Annotated in this window: 20 protein-coding genes; 10 read left to right on the top strand and 10 right to left on the bottom strand. The window is 73.0% G+C overall.

The features are described 5' to 3' along the window. The first annotated feature begins 56 nt into the window (after positions 1-56). From ABEB17_RS12690 to selA, 3 genes are read left to right on the top strand one after another with little or no spacing between them, the layout of a single operon-like run. On the top strand, positions 57-323 hold the full coding sequence (locus ABEB17_RS12690; RefSeq protein WP_345717055.1) for a hypothetical protein: 267 nt from the start codon (positions 57-59) through the stop codon (positions 321-323). A gap of 33 nt (positions 324-356) precedes the next feature. Beyond that, positions 357-1130 carry an SDR family NAD(P)-dependent oxidoreductase gene (locus ABEB17_RS12685; protein ID WP_345717054.1) on the top strand — a complete coding sequence of 258 codons (774 nt, stop codon included), beginning with the start codon at positions 357-359 and terminating at the stop codon, positions 1128-1130. A gap of 9 nt (positions 1131-1139) precedes the next feature. Beyond that, positions 1140-2501, top strand: coding sequence for an L-seryl-tRNA(Sec) selenium transferase (gene selA, locus ABEB17_RS12680; RefSeq protein WP_345717053.1), 1362 nt, complete (start codon positions 1140-1142; stop codon positions 2499-2501). On the opposite strand, the gene ABEB17_RS12675 is transcribed toward selA, so the two are convergent. Beyond that, on the bottom strand, positions 2461-4125 hold the full coding sequence (locus tag ABEB17_RS12675) for an ABC-F family ATP-binding cassette domain-containing protein (RefSeq protein ID WP_345717052.1): 1665 nt from the start codon (positions 4123-4125) through the stop codon (positions 2461-2463). The genes selA and ABEB17_RS12675 overlap by 41 nt on opposite strands. Positions 4126-4274: 149 nt before the next feature. Here ABEB17_RS12675 and ABEB17_RS12670 point away from each other — a divergent pair, with 149 nt between their 5' ends. Together ABEB17_RS12670 and ABEB17_RS12665 are read left to right on the top strand one after the other, a co-directional pair. Beyond that, positions 4275-5228, top strand: a complete 954-nt coding sequence (locus tag ABEB17_RS12670) for an acyl-ACP desaturase (RefSeq protein WP_345717051.1) — start codon at positions 4275-4277, stop codon at positions 5226-5228. 66 nt (positions 5229-5294) lie between these two features. Then, positions 5295-6641 carry an MFS transporter gene (locus ABEB17_RS12665; protein WP_345717050.1) on the top strand — a complete coding sequence of 449 codons (1347 nt, stop codon included), beginning with the start codon at positions 5295-5297 and terminating at the stop codon, positions 6639-6641. A 14-nt stretch (positions 6642-6655) separates the two neighbouring features. Here ABEB17_RS12665 and ABEB17_RS12660 read toward each other — a convergent pair whose 3' ends face one another. Further along, positions 6656-7165, bottom strand: a complete 510-nt coding sequence (locus ABEB17_RS12660) for an ArsR/SmtB family transcription factor (RefSeq protein ID WP_345717049.1) — start codon at positions 7163-7165, stop codon at positions 6656-6658. A gap of 55 nt (positions 7166-7220) precedes the next feature. Here ABEB17_RS12660 and ABEB17_RS12655 point away from each other — a divergent pair, with 55 nt between their 5' ends. Both ABEB17_RS12655 and ABEB17_RS12650 read left to right on the top strand, forming a co-directional pair. Continuing rightward, on the top strand, positions 7221-8168 hold the full coding sequence (locus ABEB17_RS12655; RefSeq protein ID WP_345717048.1) for a S41 family peptidase: 948 nt from the start codon (positions 7221-7223) through the stop codon (positions 8166-8168). Positions 8169-8246: 78 nt separating this feature from the next. After that, on the top strand, positions 8247-8888 hold the full coding sequence (locus ABEB17_RS12650) for a hypothetical protein (RefSeq protein ID WP_345717047.1): 642 nt from the start codon (positions 8247-8249) through the stop codon (positions 8886-8888). Between the two features lie 5 nt (positions 8889-8893). Here the strand turns inward: ABEB17_RS12650 and ABEB17_RS12645 are convergent, their stop codons facing one another. From ABEB17_RS12645 to ABEB17_RS12625, 5 genes are all read right to left on the bottom strand, one after another. Next, complete coding sequence (locus ABEB17_RS12645; protein WP_378226969.1) at positions 8894-11053, bottom strand: RecQ family ATP-dependent DNA helicase; 2160 nt, start codon at positions 11051-11053, stop codon at positions 8894-8896. Positions 11054-11101: 48 nt separating this feature from the next. Continuing rightward, positions 11102-11917, bottom strand: a complete 816-nt coding sequence (locus ABEB17_RS12640; protein ID WP_345717046.1) for a DUF1206 domain-containing protein — start codon at positions 11915-11917, stop codon at positions 11102-11104. Positions 11918-12023: 106 nt separating this feature from the next. After that, on the bottom strand, positions 12024-13001 hold the full coding sequence (locus ABEB17_RS12635; RefSeq protein WP_345717348.1) for a 1-acyl-sn-glycerol-3-phosphate acyltransferase: 978 nt from the start codon (positions 12999-13001) through the stop codon (positions 12024-12026). 46 nt (positions 13002-13047) lie between these two features. Next, positions 13048-13884: a patatin-like phospholipase family protein gene (locus ABEB17_RS12630; RefSeq protein ID WP_345717045.1), complete on the bottom strand. Its 837-nt coding sequence runs from the start codon at positions 13882-13884 to the stop codon at positions 13048-13050. Positions 13885-13897: 13 nt separating this feature from the next. Next, entirely contained in the window at positions 13898-15691 is a 1794-nt protein-coding gene (locus ABEB17_RS12625; RefSeq protein WP_345717044.1) for a DNA polymerase, read from the bottom strand. 160 nt (positions 15692-15851) lie between these two features. Between ABEB17_RS12625 and ABEB17_RS12620 the strand changes: the two genes are divergently transcribed. Further along, positions 15852-17075 (top strand): SGNH/GDSL hydrolase family protein, encoded by a 1224-nt coding sequence (locus ABEB17_RS12620; protein WP_345717043.1) that lies wholly within the window; start codon positions 15852-15854, stop codon positions 17073-17075. Positions 17076-17095: 20 nt separating this feature from the next. Next, positions 17096-17593 (top strand): hypothetical protein, encoded by a 498-nt coding sequence (locus tag ABEB17_RS12615; RefSeq protein ID WP_345717042.1) that lies wholly within the window; start codon positions 17096-17098, stop codon positions 17591-17593. A gap of 22 nt (positions 17594-17615) precedes the next feature. Here the strand turns inward: ABEB17_RS12615 and ABEB17_RS12610 are convergent, their stop codons facing one another. The 3 genes from ABEB17_RS12610 to ABEB17_RS12600 all read right to left on the bottom strand — a co-directional run bounded on the left by ABEB17_RS12610 (position 17616) and on the right by ABEB17_RS12600 (position 20669). After that, complete coding sequence (locus ABEB17_RS12610) at positions 17616-18059, bottom strand: SufE family protein (protein ID WP_345717041.1); 444 nt, start codon at positions 18057-18059, stop codon at positions 17616-17618. Further along, a complete protein-coding gene (locus ABEB17_RS12605) occupies positions 18059-18952 on the bottom strand; it encodes a sulfurtransferase (protein ID WP_345717040.1) in 894 nt (297 codons plus the stop codon). The genes ABEB17_RS12610 and ABEB17_RS12605 overlap by 1 nt, the downstream gene beginning before the upstream one ends. 112 nt (positions 18953-19064) lie before the next feature. Further along, on the bottom strand, positions 19065-20669 hold the full coding sequence (locus tag ABEB17_RS12600) for an ATP-dependent DNA ligase (RefSeq protein ID WP_345717039.1): 1605 nt from the start codon (positions 20667-20669) through the stop codon (positions 19065-19067). A gap of 216 nt (positions 20670-20885) precedes the next feature. Between ABEB17_RS12600 and ABEB17_RS12595 the strand changes: the two genes are divergently transcribed. After that, positions 20886-21554 (top strand): EcsC family protein, encoded by a 669-nt coding sequence (locus ABEB17_RS12595; RefSeq protein WP_345717038.1) that lies wholly within the window; start codon positions 20886-20888, stop codon positions 21552-21554. Positions 21555-21560 lie beyond the last annotated feature (6 nt).

Genomic DNA, 21560 nt, shown 5'->3' with positions numbered 1-21560 from the left:
TGGGCAAGGTGGACGTGACCGAATGATCCCGATCGACAGGAGCGAACGTGCTCACCTTGACCGATCAGGCAGTGGACGTCGTGCGCGGCCTCACCCAGACCCCCGAGGCGCCCGAGCACGCCGGCCTTCGGCTCGCCCCGGGCGAGAACGGACTCGAGCTGAGCGTCGTGGACGGCGGAGTCCCCGGTGACGACGTCATCGACGCCGACGGCGTGCAGGTGTACCTGGAGCAGCAGGCCTCGGCGCTGCTCGACGAGCAGACCCTCGACGCCAACGTGAACGACGGCCAGGTGTCGTTCTTCCTGGCCGCACCGGCGACCTGAGCGTCCGCGTCGGCCCGGCCGTAGGGTTCCCTCATGACCCCTGAGGCCGGGCCGACGTCTGCCCACCCACGACCCGTCGCAGTCGTCACGGGAGCCAGCAGCGGGATCGGTGCCGCCACGGCCCGACGACTGGCGGCCGAAGGGTACGACGTCGTCGCCGCGGCCCGCCGACGGGACCGCCTGGACGCGTTGGCCGGCGAGGTCGAGCACGTCCGGGCCGTCACCCTGGACGTCACGGACGACGCGTCGGTGGCAGCGCTGGCCGCGGACCTGCCGGACGTGGCTGTTCTGGTGAACAACGCGGGTGGCGCGTTCGGGATGGACGAGGTCGCGACCTCGGACGTGGAGGACTGGCGACGGATGTACGACGTGAACGTGCTCGGGTCCGTGCGCATGGTGAAGGCGCTGCTCCCGGCGCTCGAGGCCGGGGCGGGCGGCCACGTGGTCGTCACCGGGTCCATCGCCGGCCATCTGGTCTACGAGAACGGCGGCGGCTACACGGCCGCCAAGCACGCTGAGGCCGCCCTGGCCCAGACGCTGCGGCTCGAGCTCAACGGCCGGCCCGTCCGGGTCAGCGAGGTGGCGCCCGGCATGGTCGCCACGGACGAGTTCTCGCTGGTGCGCTTCGGTGGCGACCAGGCCAAGGCGGACGCCGTCTACGCGGGCGTCGCGAACCCGTTGACGGCGGACGACATCGCCGACACCATCGCGTTCGTGGTGACCCGGCCCGCCCACGTGAACATCGACCTGCTGGTCGTCAAGCCGCTGGCCCAGGCGGCGCCGCACAAGGTGCACCGGACCTCGTAGGCTGCCGGGATGTCCACCGCCGCAACGGATCCGCGCCGCTCCGTCCCGCGCACCGATGCTGTGCTCGCGGACCCCAGGCTCGAGGCGGCGGTGGCCGAGCTCGGCCCGCGGATCGTCAAGGAGCTGGTGGTCGCCGCGCTGGGCCGGGTCCGCGGTGCCGAGCTGCCCGCCGGACAGGTCGTGCCGGCTGTGCTGGAGGCGTTGCCGCACAACGCCTCCGGCATGGTGCCGGTGATCAACGCCACGGGCGTGCTGCTGCACACCAACCTCGGTCGGGCGGCGCTGTCCGACGCGGCCGTGGCGTCGGTGGTGGCGGCGTCCGGGACGACGGACGTCGAGTTCGACCGGGCTACCGGCACCCGGGCCCGCCGGGGACGCGGCGCGCTGGCCGCACTGGCGCAGGCGGTTCCGGAGGCCGGCGGGGTGCACGTGGTCAACAACGGGGCCGCTGCCTTGGTGCTGGCCGCGACGGTGCTGGCCGCGGGGCGCGAGATCGTCGTCTCGCGGGGCGAGATGGTCGAGATTGGCGACGGGTTCCGGCTGCCCGACCTGCTCGCGTCGACGGGCGCGCGACTGCGTGAGGTCGGCACGACGAACCGCACCGCGCTGGCGGACTACGTGGACGCCGTCGGCGCCGACACCGGCCTGGTGCTGAAGGTCCATCCGTCGAACTTCGTGGTGCGTGGCTTCACCGCCAGCGTGCCGGTCGCGGACCTCGCGCCGGTGCTGCGCGAGCGGGGGGTGCCGCTGGTGGCCGACCTCGGGTCGGGGTTGCTGCGCCGGCACCCGCTGCTGCCGGACGAGCCCGATGCCGCGACCGCGCTGCGCGCCGGCGCGGACCTGGTCACCGGCAGCGGTGACAAGCTGCTCGGCGGCCCGCAGGCCGGGCTGATGCTGGGCGGCGCCGAGCTCGTCGAGCGGCTCCGCCGGCATCCGCTGGCCCGAGCGCTGCGGGTCGACAAGCTGACCCTGGCCGCCCTGGAGGCGACGCTGCGCGGGCCGGTGGCTCCCGTCGTCCGGGCATTGGAGGTCGACGCTGACGAGCTGCGAGCTCGGGCCGAACGCATCGCGCAGTCGGTGCGGGACAGCGGGTGTGAGCCGGCGGTGGTGCCCGTGGTGGTGCCGTCCGCCGGGGCGGTCGGGGCCGGCGGCGCGCCGGAGCAACCACTGCCGAGCTGGGCCGTGCAGCTTCCGTCGCGGTGGGCCCGGCCGCTGCGCGAGGGGACGCCGTCCGTGGTGGGCCGGGTCGAGCGCGGCGCACTCCTGCTCGACCTGCGATCCGTTCAGCCGGAGCAGGACGCGGCACTGATCCGCGCGCTCGGCTCGCTCGTCACGGCCTCGGCTGATTCGCCCCCGCCGGCTGCTCGCTGAACCTCCCGCCGTCCAACGCCCAGTGCCGGGTGGAGCGCACGGTCGACAGCATGCGCCGGTCGTGGGTGACCAGCAGCACGGTCCCGCCGAAGGTGTCCAGCGCCTGCTCCAGCTGCTCGATCGCGGGCAGGTCGAGGTGGTTGGTGGGTTCGTCGAGGACGAGCAGGTTCACTCCGCGTGCCTGCAGGAGGGCCAGCGCGGCCCGGGTGCGCTCACCGGGGGACAGGGTCTCGCAGGCGCGGAGGACGTGCTCGGAGCCGAGACCGAACTTGGCCAGCAGGGTGCGGACCTCGGCGGTCGGCCAGTCCGGGACGTGCGCCGCGAACCGGTGCAGCAGCAGGTCCGGCCCGTCGAAGGCCGCCCTCGCCTGGTCGACCTCGCCGACCAGGACGCCAGAGCCCAGGCCCGCGCTTCCCTCGTCCGGGATGAGGCGGCCCAGCAGCAGGGCCAGCAGCGTGGACTTGCCCGACCCGTTGGGCCCGGTGACCACGACCCGGTCCGCCCAGTCCAGCTGCAGGTCGAGTGGCCCGAGCGTGAAGCCGCCGCGGCGGACGACGGCGCCGCGCGCGGTCGCGACCACCGAGCCCGATCGCCCGGCCGCCGCGATGTCCAGCTGGAGCGCCCACTCCTTGCGCGGCTCCTCGACGACGTCCAGCCGTTCGATCAACCGGTCCGTCTGCTTGGCCTTCGCGGCCTGCTTCTGCGCGGTCTCGCGGTTGTGGTGGATGACGTTCTTGTCGCCGTCGGTCGCCTTGCGCAGCGCGTTCCGGGTGCCCTTGTCGGCCCAGGCCCGCTGCATCCGCGCCCGGTCGGCGAGCCGGCCGCGGGTCTGGTCGAACTGCTCGAAGGCCTCGCGCGCGTGATGCCGGGCGATCTCGCGCTCGCGCAGGTAGTCGTCGTAGCTGCCGCCGTAGACGCCGACCTGCTGTTGCGCCAGGTCCAGCTCGACCACCTGGTTCACGGTGCGGGACAGGAACTCGCGGTCGTGGCTGACCACGACGACGGGCGCGCGCACCGAGCGGACGAACTGCTCGAGCTGAGCCAGGCCGGCCAGGTCGAGGTCGTTGGTCGGCTCGTCCAGCAGGTACGCGTCGTACCGGGACAGCAGGAGGCACGCCAGCCCGGCCCGGGCGGCCTCGCCGCCGGACAGGCTCGCCGTCGGCGCGTCCAGGCCGACCCCGAGGCCGATCTCCGACACCACCTGCTCGGCCCGCTCGTCCAGGTCGGCTCCGCCGAGGTGCAACCAGACCTCGAGTGCCTCGGCGTACTCGTCGTCCGCGCCGGCGAGCCCTTCGGTGAGCGCCTGCGTGGCGACGTGCAGGCGGTGCTGGGCGTCCGCGACGCCGGTGCGGCGGTGCACGAGGTCGCGGACGGACTCGCCCGGACGTCGGTCCAGCTCCTGGGGGAGGTAGCCCGGCAGGGCGCCGGGCGGGCTGATCGAGAGCTGGCCGTCCTCAGGCTTGTCGATGCCGGACAGGAGCCGGAGCAGCGTGGACTTGCCCGCGCCGTTCGCACCGACGAGGCCGACGACGTCGCCGGGAGCGACCACGAGGTCCAGGCCGCTGAACAGCGCTCGGGCACCGTGCCCGGCGGCGAGGTCGCGGGCGACGATCGTGGCGCTCATGGGGGCGACGCTACCGAGCCGGCACGTGAGAGTCCTGTGAATTCCCCCTGCGAGCGGCGCGTCGCAGTACGTTGGGCTGGACCTACGCCCGGGTAGCGGGCACACTAACCTACGGAAGCGTAGGTTACGCCAACGTAGGGTGGTGCCCCATGAAGGAACTCACGCAGCTCCAGCTGCTCCAGGAGCTCGAGCCGGTCGTGGAGCGCGAGCTCGAGCGGCACATGGGTGCCGCGAAGGAGTGGTTCCCGCACGAGTACGTGCCGTGGAGCGAGGGCCGCAACTACGACGGGATCTTCGAGGGCGAGCCCTGGACCCAGGAGCAATCCAAGATGAGCCCGACGGCGCGCACCGCGCTGATCGTGAACCTGCTCACCGAGGACAACCTGCCGAGCTACCACCGCGAGATCTCGGACACCTTCGGCCGGGACGGCGCCTGGGGCACCTGGGTGGACCGCTGGACGGCGGAAGAGGGTCGCCACGGCATCGCCCTGCGCGACTACCTGCTGGTCACCCGCGCCGTCGACCCGCAGCAGCTCGAGCGCGAGCGCATGAACCACATGGGCCAGGGCTTCGAGCAGGACCACGACGAGATGCTGCGCTCGGTCGCCTACGTCTCCTTCCAGGAGCTGGCCACCCGCATCTCGCACCGCAACACCGGCAAGTACACCCAGGACCCGTACTGCGAGCAGATGCTGGCGCGCATCGCCCAGGACGAGAACCTGCACATGGTCTTCTACCGCAACCTGCTGGCGGGGGCCTTCGAGATCGCACCGGACCAGACCGTCCAGGCGGTGCGCGACGTGGTCTCCACCTTCCAGATGCCCGGCCACACCATCGAGGACTTCGGCCGCCGATCCATCCAGATCGCCATGGCCGGCATCTACGACCTGCGCATCCACAAGGACGAGGTGCTCGCGCCCGTCCTGCGCACCTGGAAGGTGTGGGACCGCGAGGGCCTGAGCGCCGAGGGTGAGCAGGCGCGCACCGAGCTCGCGGACCTGCTCGACCAGCTCGAGGCCGCCGCCGCGCGGTTCGAGGACAAGCGCGACACCTACCTCGCCCGTCAGGCCGCGCGTGGCCACGTGGTGGAGCGGGTCAGCTGAAGCCCGGCTGAGTCCACGGGCTGAACCTGGCTCGGCGGCATCGGGGGAGAGCGGGAGAATGCCTGCGTGAGCTCTCCTCCGACCGAAGCCCGCATCCCTCGAGGGGCGTTCCTGGTCTGGGGCGCGGGGCTGTCGGCCTACGTCATCGCGGTGCTGCAGCGGACGTCGCTCGGCGTCGCCGGGATCTCCGCGGCGGAGCGCTTCGACGCCTCGGCGAGTGCGCTCGCGACGTTCGCGGTGCTGCAGCTGCTGGTGTACGCCAGCCTGCAGATCCCGGTCGGGGTGGCCCTGGACCGCTTCGGCTCCAAGCGGCTGATCGTGGTGGGCGGCCTGGTCATGTCGCTCGGGCAGGCGCTGCTCGCCGTGTCCACGACGATGCCCGGCGCGATCACCGCGCGGGTGCTGGTCGGCGCCGGCGACGCCATGACCTTCGTCTGCGTGCTGCGGCTGGTGGTCGCCTGGTTCCCGGCCCGGCTGAACCCGCTGATGACCCAGCTGACCGGACTCACCGGCCAGCTCGGGCAGATCCTGAGCGCCATCCCGCTGGTGGCGCTGCTGCACGGGCCGGGCTGGACGCCGACCTACCTGGTGGCGGCAGCGGCGGGTCTGTTCGTCACCGTGCTGGCGTTCGTGTTCGTCCGCGACACCCCACCTGGTCACGGCCCGCTACGTCGCTCGCCCACGATGCGCGAGGTGGGTCGGCAGCTGGCGGCCGCGTTCATGCACCCGGGGACCCGGCTGGGCCTGTTCACCCACTTCACGACCCAGTTCTCCGGCACCGTGTTCGCGCTGCTCTGGGGCTTCCCGTTCCTCGTGTCCGGCGAGGGGCAGTCCCCGCGCGCGGCCAGTGCCCTGATGACCGTGTTCGTGCTGGCGGCCATGGCGGCGGGCCCGATCTTCGGCCGGCTGGTGGCCAGGCACCCGCTGCGCCGGTCGTGGCTGGTGCTCGGCATCGTCGCGGTGACCGTGCTGGCCTGGACGGCCGTGCTGGCCTGGCCCGGTCGGGCGCCGCTCTGGCTGCTGCTGATGCTCGTCGGGGCCCTCGCGATCGGTGGCCCGGGCTCGATGATCGGCTTCGACTTCGCCCGCACCTTCAACCCCCGGGCTCGGCTGGGCAGTGCGACGGGCATCGTGAACATCGGGGGGTTCGTCGCATCCCTGGTGACCATCCTGGGTGTCGGCGTGGTGCTCGATGCGGTCTCGGACGGTGGCGGGGTCGGTCGCGCCGCGACGTACGACCTGGACTCGTTCAAGCTCGCCTGGTGCGTGCAGTACGTGATCTGGGCGATCGGGGTGACGGGCATCCTGGTGACCCGTCGCAAGGTGCGGGCCCGGCTGGCCCGGGCCGGGGTCGTCGTCCCGCCCATGCGCGAGGCCATCGCGCGTCGTCGTGGCCGCCCCCGGTCCGGCTGACCTGGTCGTTCGACTCAGGAGGACGGGTCCCGGGGCTCGTCGGCCTTCTGGTAGACCGCGACGAGCACGCCGTGCACCGGCTCGTCGGTGTCAGCCTCCTCCACCTTGTCGACGAGCCGGGTCAGCAGCTCGGTGAGCCGGTGGGCCTGCTTGGCGGACAGTCGCACCTGGCGCAGCTGCAAGGTCGTCTCGACCGGCGACGCGGCGATGTCGGTCGCGACTGCGTTGAGCACGGCGGCGGTGTGCGAGGGCTGGGGGTCCGCGCTGACCAGGCGACGGGTCGTGCGCTGGTAGTACTGCTCGGTGCCGCCGCGCACCTGGCGGCGTTCGGCCGCCACCACCAGGCCGGCCTCGCGCAGCACCCTGAGGTGGTGCGCGACGCTGCCCTTTCCGACCTGCAGCTGGCCCGCGAGACGGCTGATCGTGCTGGGTCCTTGCCCCAGCGCCAGCAGCAGCCGTTGGCGTAGGGGATGGCCTAGTGCCGCGTGCTGCGCGGGTGTCGTCACCACCTGCTCGTCGTCCATGTCCAAAGCGTACAGGATTCTTGACACTTAGCCGTCGGTGCGCTGTAGTTCTCGCATGACCTCGTCGACCATCCGCCCCGCCAACACCGTTACGGAGCAGGTCAGCCCGCCCCTCATCGCCGAGGTCATCGAGGAGTCCGCCCGCCTGGTCGACCAGCACTACGTCTTCCCGGACGTCGGCGCGGACCTGGCGCGGCTGCTGCGTCAGCGGCTCGCCGACGGCGGGTACGACGGGGCCGACGCCGAGCAGCTCGCTGATCTGGTCACGCAGGACCTGCGCTCCCTCAACGGGGACGGCCACCTCGGCCTGCGCCACCACCACGTGCCGGTGCCCGCCGAGCAGGGCGCCGCCACGCTGTCCCGGATGCGCAGCGACTTCGACGTCTCGCTGGGTGGCGTCCCGCTCGTCCGGCTCCTCGATGGCGGGGTGGCCCTGCTGAAGCTGTCGCCGGCGCTGTTCCCGTTGGCCTGGGCCGCCCAGCCGCTGGCCGCCGCGCTCACCCTCGTCGCCCCCGCGAGCGCCCTGATCCTGGACGTGCGCGGCAACGGCGGCGGGGACCCGGACACGGTGGCGTTCATCTGCAGCTACCTGCTCGACGAGCGCACCCACCTGAACACGATGCACTGGCGCGACGGCGAACGGCGTGAGCGCGACGACCAGTCCTGGACGCTGCCGCACGTACCGGGGGCGCGCTTCGGGGGGACCAAGCCCGTCTACGTCCTGATCGACGGGCGCACCTTCTCGGGTGCCGAGGAGCTCGCCTACGACCTGCAGCAGCTGGGTCGGGCCGTCGTCGTGGGGGAGCCGAGCGGTGGGGGAGCCCAGCCGTACGAGGGGTGGACCGTCCACCCGCACCTCGAGGTCACCGTCCCTACCGGGCGCGGCGTCAACCCCGTCTCCGGGACCAACTGGGAGGGCGTCGGCGTCCAGCCCGATGTGGCGTGTGCTGATGCGGATGCTCTGGTCCTGGCGCACGAGGCTGCCCGCGTCGCCGCCGCTTGACGGCTGCCTCACCGGGCTTCGTGACTGGCTGTCTCCGACGCTGTCGCGCTGTGTCCGGAATCGGGCATAATGCGCCGCATGTCCTCATCAGCTGGCGCCCGGGCGCTCACGTGCCTGGCCCTCGCACTCCTGCTTCCCACCACCCTGGCGGCCTGCAGCGCCGCCGACCACGCCGCGAAAGCGGCCGGGACCGATCCCGCTCCCGCGGCGGCGAAACCCTTGGAGACGCTGGCCTCCCCGCTGTGCACGACGACCGGCACCGACGCCGCGGCTGTCCACCTGAGCGTGCCTGCCGGCTTCGTCCGCGACTCGGTCCAGGGCCCGAAGTCGCAGGCAGCCCTGCGGTACGACCGCGCCCCCCGCAGCCCGCGATGGAGCACCGTCGCCGTCTACCCGTGGTCCGAGGACGAGACTGCCAGCGACCGTGAGGTGCTGGACCAGCTGGTGGCCCGGTTCGGTAAGGACACCGGGCTGGTGGCCGGTAGCGGCCGCGCGACGCACGGCACCGTCGCGCTCGCCGACGGGACGGACGCACCGTCCTGGTCGCTCAGTCCGTCCAAGGCCGCGGCCGGCTCGTCGGCTCCGAGCACGTACTCGATGTGGTTGTACACGGCGGGGTCGCAGCGGTACGGAGTCGGCATCCAGGCGCCCCCAGGGGGCTCGGGCGCCGCGGTACGCAAGGCGGTGCTGAGCAGCATCGGCTCTGGGGCCTGCGGCTAGCCGGCTCAGCCGACCGAGGCCAGCGCCAGCGGCAGGACGTCGTCCGCGCCCGCCTGGCGCAGGGCGCGGGCACAGATCGTCGCCGTCCAGCGCGAGTCCACGAGGTCGTCGACGAGCAGAACCGGGCCGTCGAGCCCGGCCAGCTGGTCGGCGACCGCGGCTGGCACGCTGATGCGGTCCCACACGCCGGCCAGCCGGAAGGCGCTGTTGCCGCCGGGCTCCCCGGTCGGGCCGCCGTCGACCAGCTCGAGCGCACCGAGATAGGGCAGCCGGCCGCGGTCACCGACGAACTCGGCGACGGACGCGACCAGCTGGGGATGGCGACGGGACGGGACCGAGACCACCGCGACCGGACGGCGCTGCCAGCCCCAGTCCCGCAGGACGGCCACCACCGCCTGGCGCAGCCCCTCCGGCGCCGGAGCATCCGGACCGTCGAGCAGGCTGCGGATCCGCTGCCCCCAGCCGAGGTCGGTCAGCCGGGCCACGGTCCGCCCGGTCAGCGGGCGTTCGTCGGCGGCGATCCGACCGCTGACCTGGACCCCGAGCCGCCCCATCCCGCTCGGCCACTGCGCGCGTGGCTCGATCTCGACGCCGACCCGAGCGAGCTGCCCGTCGGCCTGCTCCCGGGCGCCTGTGGGTACGTCGGCGTCGAACCACGCCCCGGCGCACCGGTCGCACCGGCCGCAGGGCGCCGCGGTGTCGTCGTCCAAGGCGGTCTGCAGGAAGGCCATCCGGCAACCGGCCGTCGCCTCGTAGTCCAGCATCAGCTGCTGCTCGCGCTGACGGGCCGCATCCACCCGGGCGTAGCGCTCCTCGTCGTAGGACCAGTCCTCGCCGGTCGACGTCCAGCCGCCGGAGACGCGGGTCAGGGCCCCGTCGACGTCCAGGACCTTGAGCAGCAGCTCGAGCCGGGTGCGGCGGACGTCGACGACCGTCTCGAGCGCCGCCGTGGACATGGCCGAGGTGCTGGCCCGCAGGGTGGCGAGCACGGCCGCCGCGTCCTCGCGGCGCGGCATGGAGGCGCTGGCGAAGTAGCGCCAGATGTCGCCGTCCTCGCGCCCGGGCAGCAGCAGGACGTCAGCCCGCTCGGTGGCGCGGCCGGCTCGACCTACCTGCTGGTAGTAGGCGATGGGGGACGAGGGTGCGCCCACGTGCACGACGAAGCCGAGGTCCGGCTTGTCGAATCCCATGCCGAGGGCGCTGGTGGCCACGAGGGCCTTGACCTCGTTGCGGCGCAACAGGTCCTCGGCCTCGATGCGCTCGGCGGGGTCCGTCCGCCCGGTGTAGGCGCGCACCTCGTGACCGCTGGCGCGCAGCAGGGACGCGAGGTCCTCCGCTGCTGAGACCGTCAGCGTGTAGATGATCCCGCTGCCCGGCAGCTCGTCCACGTGGGCGACGAGCCAGGCCAGCCGGTCCTGTGCCGTCGGCAGGCTGAGGACGCCCAGCCGCAGGCTCTGTCGGGCGAGGGGCCCGCGCAGCGTGAGCACCTCGTGCCCGCCGGCCCCGAGCTGCTCGCCGACGTCCTGCACGACCCGCGCGTTGGCCGTTGCGGTCGTCGCCAGCACCGGGGTGTCGTCGGGCAGCCCGGTCAGCAGGTCCTTGATCCGGCGGTAGTCGGGGCGGAAGTCGTGGCCCCAGTCGCTGATGCAGTGCGCCTCGTCGACCACCAGCAGCCCGCAGCGGGCCGCGAGGTCGGGCAGCTGCTCGGCGCGGAACCTCGGGTTGTTGAGCCGCTCGGGGCTCACCAGGAGCACGTCGACCTCGTCGGCCGCGAGCTGCGCGGCGATCTCGCCCCAGCTCTCGGCGTTGCCGGAGTTCATGGTGACCGCTCGCACGCCCGCGCGGGCCGCCGCGGCGACCTGGTCGCGCATGAGCGCGAGCAGCGGGGAGACGATGAGGGTCGGCCCGGCTCCCTGGGCCCGTCGCAGGGCGGTCGCGACGAAGTAGACGGCCGACTTGCCCCATCCGGTCCGCTGAACGACGAGCACCCGCTGGCGTCGGCTGACCAGCGCGGTGATCGCCTCGAGCTGCCCGTCCCGGAACTCGACGTCCGGCCGCCCGACCAAGGTGGCCAGGACGCGATGGGCGTCGTCCGCGATGGATCCGTCGGTGCCGGTCAAGGAGGGTGAGGTCACCTGAGGCACCGTACGCGAGGCGGCCGACATCGCGTGGCCGTCGTCCACAGCCCTGTCGGTGCTGTGGGACGGGCCGGGTCAGAGCTTGGCGTACCGGGCCCGGGCGAACGAGTAGAGGCCGTAGGCGGCCAGGCCGAGGGCCACGACGGTGAGCAGCCAGGAACCCGCCGGCTGCTCGCGCAACGTCTTCAGAGCCCCGTCCAGGCCCGTCGCCTCGCTCGCCTGCTTCTGGAAGCCGGCCAGGCAGAACAGTCCACCCACCACGACCAGCGCGATGCCCTTCGCGATGTAGCCGGCGACGCCGAGGTACTCGACGGTCGTGCCGGGGTGCTGCACGAGGTCCTTGTGGAAGCCGCGGGTCCAGCCCTTGTAGACGTGGTAGACGCCGACGCCGATCACGACCAGGCCGATGACGACGACCAGGACGCGTCCGCCGCTGTGGGACAGCAGGGAGTGCGTGAAGTCCTTCGTCTGCTTGCTGCTGGACTTCCCGGCGCCGTGGGCGAAGGCGAAGGTCGTGTAGGCGAGCGCCGCGTAGACCACCGCCTTGGACGCTGCCTTGATCCGGGCCCCGGCGACCTCCTTGGCGTCGCCTCCGTGGCGGCCGAGGAGTGCGTCGGCGATCTGCCACAAGGTGAGTCCGACGAAGCCGAGCACGCCGAGCCACAGCACGACGACACCCCAGCTGTGGTCAGCCAGCATCCCCAGCGCGCCGGACTGGTCGGCCCGGGCCTTGGCGTTGGTCCAGGCGATCTGCAGCGCGATCCAGGCGATGAGCAGGTGCAGCAGCCCGCTGACCACGAACCCGATCCGGGCCGTGCGCTCGAGCCACTTGCTGTTGGCGGCCCGCCGTGCGGTGTCACTGGCCTGGCCGGACAGTCCTTGCGAGGTCATGTTCGCCCTTCCGTCTCCGTGTGCCTCCACCAGGCGTGTCACGAGGCGGCCACGATGATGGCGCACCTGGCCCGCCACCGCGAGGCGAACCGCGGGCGGCGTCGGCTCAGGCCTCGGGAACGGGGACCGTCCGGTGCTCGTCGATCCAGTCGTCGATCCGGACCCACCAGTCCTGCAGCCACACCAGCCGGTCGGCGTCCGACTCGGGGACCTCGTCCGCGGGGACCTGCCACCAGCGCATCCGGATCGTCTGGTCCAGCGGCAGGGCCCGCCAGACGTCGGCGACCGACATCAGGTGGTCCGTGCCGGTGTGCGCGACCCAGACCACGTCCGCGTCCGGGGCGGCGCGTAGCGCCGCGCTGACTCCGCCGGGGTGCGGGGGGAGCACGTGCCGCAGCCGCTGGGCCCGCTCGGCCGCGTCGATGAGGCCCTTCTCGCGGAGCCGGGCGATCGCGCGGGCCTGACGGCGCCGGGTGAAGTTGCCACCTTCGGGGAAGATGACGAACGCGTCGTCGTGGTCCAGCCCGGTGGCCAGGTCGCCGATCTGGCGGACCAGGGCGTCGCCGTCGCCTCGCTTGGGCCGGATGAAGCGGGTCGGCAGCCGGCCGAGCAGGACGTCGATCGCCGGGTCCCACTGGAGCGTGTCCTTGAGCACGATGCGCGGCTCGCGGTCGTACCAGTTGACCAGTGCGTGGATCAGCAGGAAGGAGTCGCCGGGGCCGGCGTGCCGGCAGAACACCAGGAGTGGACGGCCCTCGTAGGACGAGGGCGCCGGTCCCTCGACCTCGACGTGGACGCCGAGCACGCGTCGGGCCTCGCGGAACAGGACGTTCAGGTAGAACTGCACGATGTCGTAGTGGGTGCGCTCGAACGCCGGCCGCCGCATCCACCAGCCGAAGCCGCTGAGCACCCACAGCACGAACAGCGCGAGCAGGATGCCGGCCTCGAGCAGCAGGTGCAGCAGGACGAGCCAGCCGACGCGCAGCAGGCGCCAACGCCCCCAGGGCACCAGCGGGGACACCGCGGTGAGCAGGATGAGCCACACGGGTGCGGCGGTGACCGCGACGAGGGCGAGCAGCACCATGGCCGGGGCCAGCACCAGGCGCCGCACGATCTTCGGTGGCAGCACGTCAGTCCCTCGGCTCGTCCGCGAGGGCGGCCAGGAAGTCGGCGGTGGCCTGACGGGCCTGCTCGATCCGTCGGGGGACGGCTGCGGTGCTGCGGTAGCGCACCGAGGCCAGCGGGGTCTCCGCGTCACCGCTGGGCAGCACGTGCACGTTCACCCCGTCCGGGACCTCGGCCAGGTCGCGAGCGAACCGGTGCCGACGGGCGATCTCGAAGGACACGGTGGCGACGTCCCACGGCCGGGTGGGTGGTGACAGTGGTCGCTCGACCCGGCCCACCTGCAGGACGAAGACCTGCTGGGCGCCCCGCTGGATGGCCCGGCCGATCGGGATGGAGTTGACCAACCCGCCGTCCAGGAAGTGCTCGCCGCCGATCTGCACCGGGGGGAACAGGCCGGGTACCGCGCTGGAGGCGAGGATGGCGTCGACCAGCGGGCCCTCGTCGAACCAGTGCTCGGCGGCCCGCTCGATCGAGGCGGCACAGCACTCGAAGGGGATCGCCAGGTCGGCGAACGTCCGGCCGCGCAGCTGCGAGTCGAGCAGGGCGCGCAGCGCCTCGTTCCCATGCAGGGCGATCTGGGTGCGGGCGACGTGCCGGATGCGCTGCGCGGCGCCGCGGCCGAACACCGCTGAGCCGGCCATCGACTGCCAGAGCCGGGCCAGGGTCGCGCTGTCCTGCGGGTGCGCCGCGTGCAGGGCACCGTTGATCGCGCCGATGCTGGTCCCGACCACCAGATCGGCTCGGATGCCGTGCTCGTGCAGGGCCTGCAGCATGCCGACCTCGCTGGCGCCCAGGACTCCGCCCCCGCCCAGGACGAAGGCGGTGTGGACGGGGTTGCTCATGGGGTCGATCGTGTCACTCCTTGGCCTCGGACCAGCGGTGGACGACCCGCACGTCCGCGACGAACCGGACCGCGGACCGTGGGGCCCAGGCCGCCCCGACGACGTCGAGGGTGCGGTGCAGCAGGGCGACGGCCTCGTCGGCGCGCTCGGTCGGGCACTCGACCAGCAGCTCGTCGTGCAGGCAGAGCACCACGCGGGCGTTGAGTGCCCGCGCCTGGGCGCGCACGGTCACGGCCCAGGCCTTGAACAGCTCGGCGGCCGAGCCCTGCACCACGGCGTTGCGGGCGAACCGGCCCCGGGCTGCGGCGAGCGAGCTCTGGGCGTCCGGTGCCAGCCCCTCAAGCTGGCCCCACATGGGCACCCGCCGGCCACCGTGGGTGAAGACGGGACGACCGGCCCGGCCCTCGTCGCTGGCCCGGCGCAGGTACTGCATCGCGACCGGGTAGGCCCGGTCGAGGCCCTTCAGCGCCTCGCCTGCCGTGCCGCTGGTCTGGCCGTACATCGCGGCCAGCACGGCCACCTTGGCGATGGGTCGCTCGACCCGCAACCGCTGCGCCACCGGCAGGTAGAGATCGTCCTCGAGGGTGGCGCTGGTCAGCGCGGGATCGCCGGAGATGGCGGCCAGGACCCGCGGCTCGATCTGGCCCAGGTCGGCGCGGACCAGCACGTGCCCGGCGGGTGCTGCGACCGCTGGGCGCAGCTCGGCGGGCAGGTTGTGCAGCCCTGCGCCCGCGGTCATCCGCCCCGCCGCGCCGTCGCTGGCCTGCCAGGGACCGCGCAGCCGCGCGTCAGGCCCGACGAACCGGTCGAGCCAGGTGTAGCCGTAGGTCGTGCCGATCCGGTCGGCCTTGCGCCAGGCCAGCAGCGCCTCCACCAGCGGGTGCTGCTCCCGCCAGGGCTCGAGCCGCCACGACCGGGTGTCGGGCACGTCGATGCCGATCCCGGCGAGCAGCCCGCGCACCTGGGCGGGGTTGCGCAGGTCGACGCTCACCCCGTCCGACTGCGGCGCGTGCCGCATGACCTCCAGGTCCCGGGCCCGCCGCAGCGCTGCCGCCTGGTGGGCGTCGGCCGGACGCGGCCCGACCGCCTCGTCGATCAGCTGCTCGGCCTGCGGGACGTCGATCGGCAGGCCGTCGCGCTCCAGCTCGACGCACAGCATCGCGGCGGCCGACTCCGCGTGAACGGCGCGTTCGGGTTCGCCGGAGACCGTGGGGTGACGGCCCCGCTCGGCGAGCCGGCCGGCCTGGAGCGTCTGCACGCGCAGGACCAGCAGGGCCCAAGCGCGCAACCGTGCTTCGGTGCGGCCCCACCCACCGTCCACCCACTCGGCCCGCAGGTGCCCGCTGGAGTCGACGGGGGACTCGGGGCCGGCGGAGGACTCGGGGCCGGCCCGGCCCGCGGGTGACGGCTCGGCGGCCGTGCCCAGCAGGTCGAGCTGGCCGGTCCGCGGCGCTGAGTCGGGATCGAGGTCGTGCACCAGGGACCAGATGTCCGGCGGCCCGTCCCGCTGACCGCCGGCCAGCATCCGGTGCGCCACCGCTAGGTCCCAGCAGGTCGCCAGGTGGAGCCCCGACGTCCGCAGCCGGCCCAGTGACGCGGCCGCGGACCACCACACCCAGCGGGGGCGGAGCTCGTCCTCGACCCGCTGCGCCAGCGCCTGCGGTGCGGTGTCCTCGCGCGGCCAGGACCACGACCGGTCGCCGAACGCCAGCGCGGCACCGACGTCCGGATGCACCACGAGGGCGACCAGCGCGCCGCGCTGGGCACCGGCCTGCCGCAAGCAGGTCACGGCGTCGTCGGCAGGCACGCGCACATTGTGTCGGCAGGCACCGACGGGCCGACGAGCGCACTGCCCGTCGCGGCGACTTGGCTTGATGCGAACGAATCCTTTGCCTACCGATGGGTAACTTGGCCGGCTCCCCGTGCCAGAGTGACGGCTGTCCGGTCACCGTCGCCCGGGGGTTCCCATGCTCGGTTCGAGGCTCCAGCTGATCACCGTCCTGTGCTGCACGATGGGCGCCACCGCCGCAGGGGGGCTGGTGGCAGCGGCTCCGGCCGCAGCAGATGGGCCCGGTGGAGGGGCCCCGTGGGTCGTGACGGTGGGGGACAGCTACATCAGCGGTGAGGCAGGTCGCTGGGCCGGCGCGTCGAACGCCAGCAGCAGCCGCGCCGACGCGCTCGGCCCGACCGCCTACTACGACAACGCCAGCGGAACCGCGGAGACCATCCCCAAGTGCCACCGCAGTGCCTCGGCCGAGGCGTACCTCGGGGGCGGGGTGAACGGCGTGAATCTCGCCTGCTCCGGTGCCGAGACCGCTACCTACACGGACTCCGCCGGCACCTTCAAGCCCGGGCTCGACTTCTACTCCGGGTCCGGCGGACGGCAGGGCCAGGCCGCCGCGCTGCGCACGTTCGCCGGCAGCCACCACGTCCAGCTCGTCGTCGTGTCCATCGGCGGCAACGACTTCAACTTCGCCGGCGTCGTCCAGCAGTGCGTCACGGACTTCCTGACGTCGCCGTCCTGGCTGCCGAACTACTGCAACGACGACTCATCCGTGCGCACCAACTTCACCGCAGCCAACGTCGCGGCGGTCAGCGACAAGATCGCCAACGCGCTGCGCAACGTGCGCGCCGCGATGCGGGACGCCGGCTACACCGACGCCCAGTGGACCGCACTGGTGCAGACGTACCCGTCACCGCTGCCCAAGGGCGCCGGGAACCGCTACCCGCAGAGCGGGTACTCACGCCAGTTCACCGGCGGCTGCGGCTTCTGGAACAAGGATCTCGACTGGGCCAACACCACCGCCCTGCCGACGATCAACTCCGCCGTCGCCTCGGCCGTCACCGCCTCGGGCCTCACCAACACCGCCGTCCTCGACCTGTCCAGCGCCTACAACGGCCGCCGACTGTGCGAGAACACTGTCGGCCTCTACGAGGAGGTCGGCCTGAGCTCCTGGCGGTCCAGCGGCGCCGTCGACAAGACCGAGTGGGTCAACCAGATCCGCACCGTCTCGACCGTCGTCGGCCCGTACTCGATCCAGGAGTCGCTGCACCCGAACTACTGGGCCCAGCTGGCCAACCGCAGCTGCGTGCGCCAGGCGTTCAACGGCGGCGCACCACACGGCGGCGAGTGCGTCCGCACCGGCACCGGACTCACCTCGCTCGGCGAGCCCGTGATGTCGCTGCGCTGACGACTGGCTACCGTCAGCACGTGTTCGGACGACGGCGCGCCGCGCTGCGCGACCCCAGGGCGGAGTACGAGGCCCACCGGCTCGACGTGCTCACCCGCACACCGCAGGCCGTCGACTGGACGCCGACACCCCGCCTGCCCGACGTCTGGGCCGCCGTCGTCGAGACCGGCCTGCCGTGGGGCGGTTCGACCCTCGTGGCGCTCGCCGGCGGCAGCGCCGAGCTGTTCACCAGCACCGGAAAGCACTCGAGCGGCGGCGGCGCGGCGGACGTCGACGTTCGCGCCGCCGTCATCGGCCTGTTGCTCGTGCTGCAGTCGCGGCTCGAGGACCTCGAGCCCACGGACAGCCTTGCCCTGCCGGGCGCCGGCTACGTCGCGATGCGTGCGCTCACCCGGCAGGGGCAGCGGGTGGTCGTCGCGGGGGAGCGCCCACTGGTCGACGGCATCCACCCGTTGAGCACGGTGCACTTCGCCGCGCTGGAGGTCGTGCACCAGCTGACCGCCCACGACCCCGCCTGAGCCGAGCGGGGCCACCAGGACGTCAGTCGGCCGTCTGCGCGCGGACCTGCCGCTTGATCCGGGACAGCATCGCCACCATGCCCCGAAGCCGCAGCGGACTCACTGCCTCGGCGAGCCCGAAGCGGTACGGGGCGTCGTCCGGCACCGCCAGCACCTCCGCCGGGGTCAGCCCGTTCAGCCCGGTGTGCAGGATGCCGGCGAACCCGCGGGTGGTCGGGGACTCCCGCGGCGCGTCGAAGAAGACGTGCACGGACTCAGGGTCGGTCTCGACCGCGAGGAACAACGGGGACTGGCACTCGTGCACCTGCTCCATCGCCTCGAGGTGCCCGGCGTAGCGCTCGGGCAGCGCGGGCAGCTCGTCGCTGAGCTCGAGCAGCAGCTGGAGCCGGTCCTGCGGGCCGAGGGCATGGAAGTCCTCGGCCAGCTCGGCCATCGCCGACGGCAGCGGGGCTCGCTCGTCGCTCATCAGCTGCCCGACGGCGCGTCGGGGCCGATCTCGATCGGCACCCGCACGCTGTTGCCCCACTCCGTCCAGGAGCCGTCGTAGTTGCGTACCGAGTCGTAGCCGAGCAGGTGGGTCAGCACGAACCAGGTGTGCGAGGAGCGCTCGCCGATCCGGCAGTAGGCGATCACGTCGTCGGTGGACGTCAGGCCCTTCTCGCCCTCGTAGATGGCCTCGAGCTCCTCACGGGAGCGGAAGGTCGCGTCCTCGGCGGCGGCGCGGGCCCACGGGACGCTGCGCGCACCGGGGATGTGCCCCCCGCGAACGGCACCCTCCTGCGGGTAGTTGGGCATGTGCAGCAGCTCCCCGCTGAACTCGCCGGGGGACCGGACGTCGATCAGCTTGCCGCCCAGGTGCGCCAGGACGTCGTCCTTGAAGGCCCTGATCTTCGAGTCGTCGCGCTCGACCACCGGGTACGTCGCGGGGGTCGGCTGCGGTACCTCGCGGGTCAGGTCGCGCTCCTCGGCGAGCCACTTCGCGCGGCCGCCGTCCAGCAGGCGCACGTCCTCGTGGCCGAAGAGCGTGAAGACCCACAGGGCGTAGGCGGCCCACCAGTTGTTCTTGTCGCCGTAGACCACGATGGTCGTGTCGCGGGAGATGCCGCGCTGGCCCAGGACCTCGCTGAACCGGGCACCGTCCACGTAGTCGCGGGTGACCGGGTCATTGAGGTCGGTGTGCCAGTCCACCTTGACGGCACCGGGGATGTGACCGCTGTCGTACAGCAGCACGTCCTCGTCGGACTCGACGACCACGAGCCCCTCGTCGCCCAGGTGCTCGGCCAGCCACTCGGTCGAGACCAGGCGCTCGGGATGGGCGTACTGCGCGAGCTTGGCGTCGGTGTCGCTGGGCAGGGTCACGACGTGGCCTCCGTGGTCGGTGTCATCAGGGGTGGGCGTCTTCATGATCCCAGGTGGCTGGGTCCGCGCCGAGCGGAGCCGGCGGATGTCCGCGATGTGGGCAGCCGGGCCGTCAGTCGGGACGCAGGTCCTCGACGGCTTCGATCGGGTCGGCGTCAGTGGCCACCTTGTCCGGCCGGTAGCGGACGACGCGGGCGAACCGCAGCGCGATGCCGGCCGGGTACCGCGGGGAGGTCTGCACGCCGTCCAGGGCGATCTCGACCACCAGCTCGGGCCGGACCGACACCACCCACTGGTCGCTGTCCCCGTCGGCGCGGGCGAGCAGCTCCTCGGTCTGCCACGCGAGCAACTGGTCGGTCAGGCCCTTGAAGGTCTTGCCGAGCATGACGAACCCGCCCGGCGGTCCGAACCGGCCTGCCGGGTCCCGGGCTCCGAGGTGCAGGTTGGACAGCCGACCGGTGCGCCGGCCGTGACCCCACTCCGCCGCGAGGACGACGAGGTCGAGCGTGTGCACCGGCTTGACCTTGACCCACCCCGCGCCGCGCCGGCCCATGGCGTAGGGCGCGTCCAGCTCCTTCACCACCACGCCCTCGTGACCTTGGTCGAGGGCCTCCTGTGCGAAGGCCTCGGCCCGGCTGACCGCCTGGTCGTCGTTCGGCACCATGAGGTGCGGTACGACCGCCCGAGCCGGGACGACGGACTCGAGCGTGGCTCGGCGCGACCGCAACGGCTCGTCCGTGAGGTCGGTGCCGTTCAGCGCGAGCACGTCGAACACGTAGGTCGTCAGGGGCGTCCGCTCCGCCGCGGCATCGGTCCTGGCCGCCTGCGTCATGACCCGGGACGCGGTCTCCTGGAACGGGCGTGGGCGCCCGTCCGGTCGCAGCGCGATCGCCTCGGCGTCCAGCACGACGCTGTCGACCGGCAGGGACCGCGCTAGTGCCACGACCTCGGGCAGTCGGTCCGTGACGTCGTCCAGGGTGCGGGTGAACACCGCCACCTTCGAGCCGTCGCGGTGCACCTGGATCCGGATGCCGTCCAGCTTCCACTCGATGGCGCAGCCACCGAGGCCGGCCAGGGCGGTCGCGACGTCCGGGGCCGACTTGGCGAGCATGGGCGACAGCGGGCGACCCACCTGAAGGGTGAAGTCGCCGAGGGCGCCCGGCCCGCGCAGCAGGCCGGCGACGGCCACCTCGCCGACCGAGCCACTCAGGGTGATCGCCCGGCGCACCGCCGCGGGCGCAGCACCCGTCGCGACGGCCAACGCGTCCAGCAGCACGCCGACCTGGGCCCCCTGCCGCAGCTCGCCCGAGACCAGCGCGACCAGCAGTGCGGCTTCGTCCGCGGTCGCCCGGGACAGCAGCCCGCGAACCAGGTCGCGGCGCGCGGACTGCGACCCCGAGCCGGACAGTGCCGCCGCGGTCTCGAAGGCGTCATCGACCTCCAGCACGGTCAGCGTGGGCCGGTCTGCGCGCTCGACGGTGGCGGCCTCGCGAAGCGCGGCGTACCCGATCCCGGTGCGCCGCTGCTTCAGCTCACCGGTCAGGTAGCTCACGACGACCGAGACGGTGCGCGGGTCCCCACCGGCGGAGGCCGCCGCCAGGCAGGTGGCGAGTGCGGCCACCTTGGCGCGCCGGGAGGGGGTGGCAGCGACCACCTTGCTGGCAGCGGCGACATCGGCGAGGAGCACGTCACCCATCCTGGCGGGTGGCACCGACATCACCCCACCCCCACGGCCACCCCACCCCCACGGCAACCCCACGCTTCCGCCGCTCAGTCCGCTTTCCGCCACTCAGCCCGCTCCTGGACCCCGCCTGAGCGGCCCACGTGGCGGAAAGCGGACTGGACGGCGGAAGCGAGCTGCGCGCTGCGGGACGCCACGTGGCACGGCATCATCGGGGGACGCGCGGTGCCGCGCGGTCGAAGGAGGACGAACGTGACGCAGGAAGTTCGGACCGAAGAGGACGTGAAGGGCTTCGCGGCCCACGCGACCGTCATCGTTGACCGGCTGATCGACGTGGGGATCGACGGTCGAGGGCCGTTCGACTCCGCCCAGACCGTCGCGGACAGCGCGCTCAGTGGTCAGGGCGATGCCGAGCGGGCCATCGATGCGATTGTCCGTAGCCACGTCCGCGCTGCCGCTGCGGGCGGCTTCGTCACCGGGCTCGGGGGGTTCTTCACGCTGCCGCTGGCGCTGCCGGCCAACGTGCTGGAGTTCTACGCGATCGCCACCCGCATGGTCGCCTCGATCGCCAGCCTGCGTGGGTACGACCTGCACCAGCGGGGCGTCCGGGCCGCGGTGATGTTGACGCTGGTCGGCGCGGACGCCGACGACCTCCTGAAGGGTGCGGGCGTGCAGCACTCCGGTCGGCTGGCGGGGCTCGCGACGAGCCGGCTGCCCGGCCCGGCGCTCATGGTGCTGAACAAGGGCATCGGGTTCCGGCTGATCGCCCGCGTGGGCCAGAGCGCCGCCCCGCGACTGGGGCGCGGCGTCCCCCTTGTCGGTGGTTTCCTCGGGGCCGGCTTCGACGTCTTCCTGCTGCGCCGGATCGCCGACCAGGCCCGTCGCGAGTTCCCGCACGCCCAGGCCGCCCTGGCCCGCTGAGTCGAC

This window comes from Angustibacter luteus (genome assembly GCF_039541115.1).
Taxonomy (GTDB): domain Bacteria; phylum Actinomycetota; class Actinomycetes; order Actinomycetales; family Angustibacteraceae; genus Angustibacter; species Angustibacter luteus.
The sequence above is the reverse complement of the archived record's forward strand: the minus strand, read 5'-3'. Positions and strand labels throughout refer to the sequence as shown.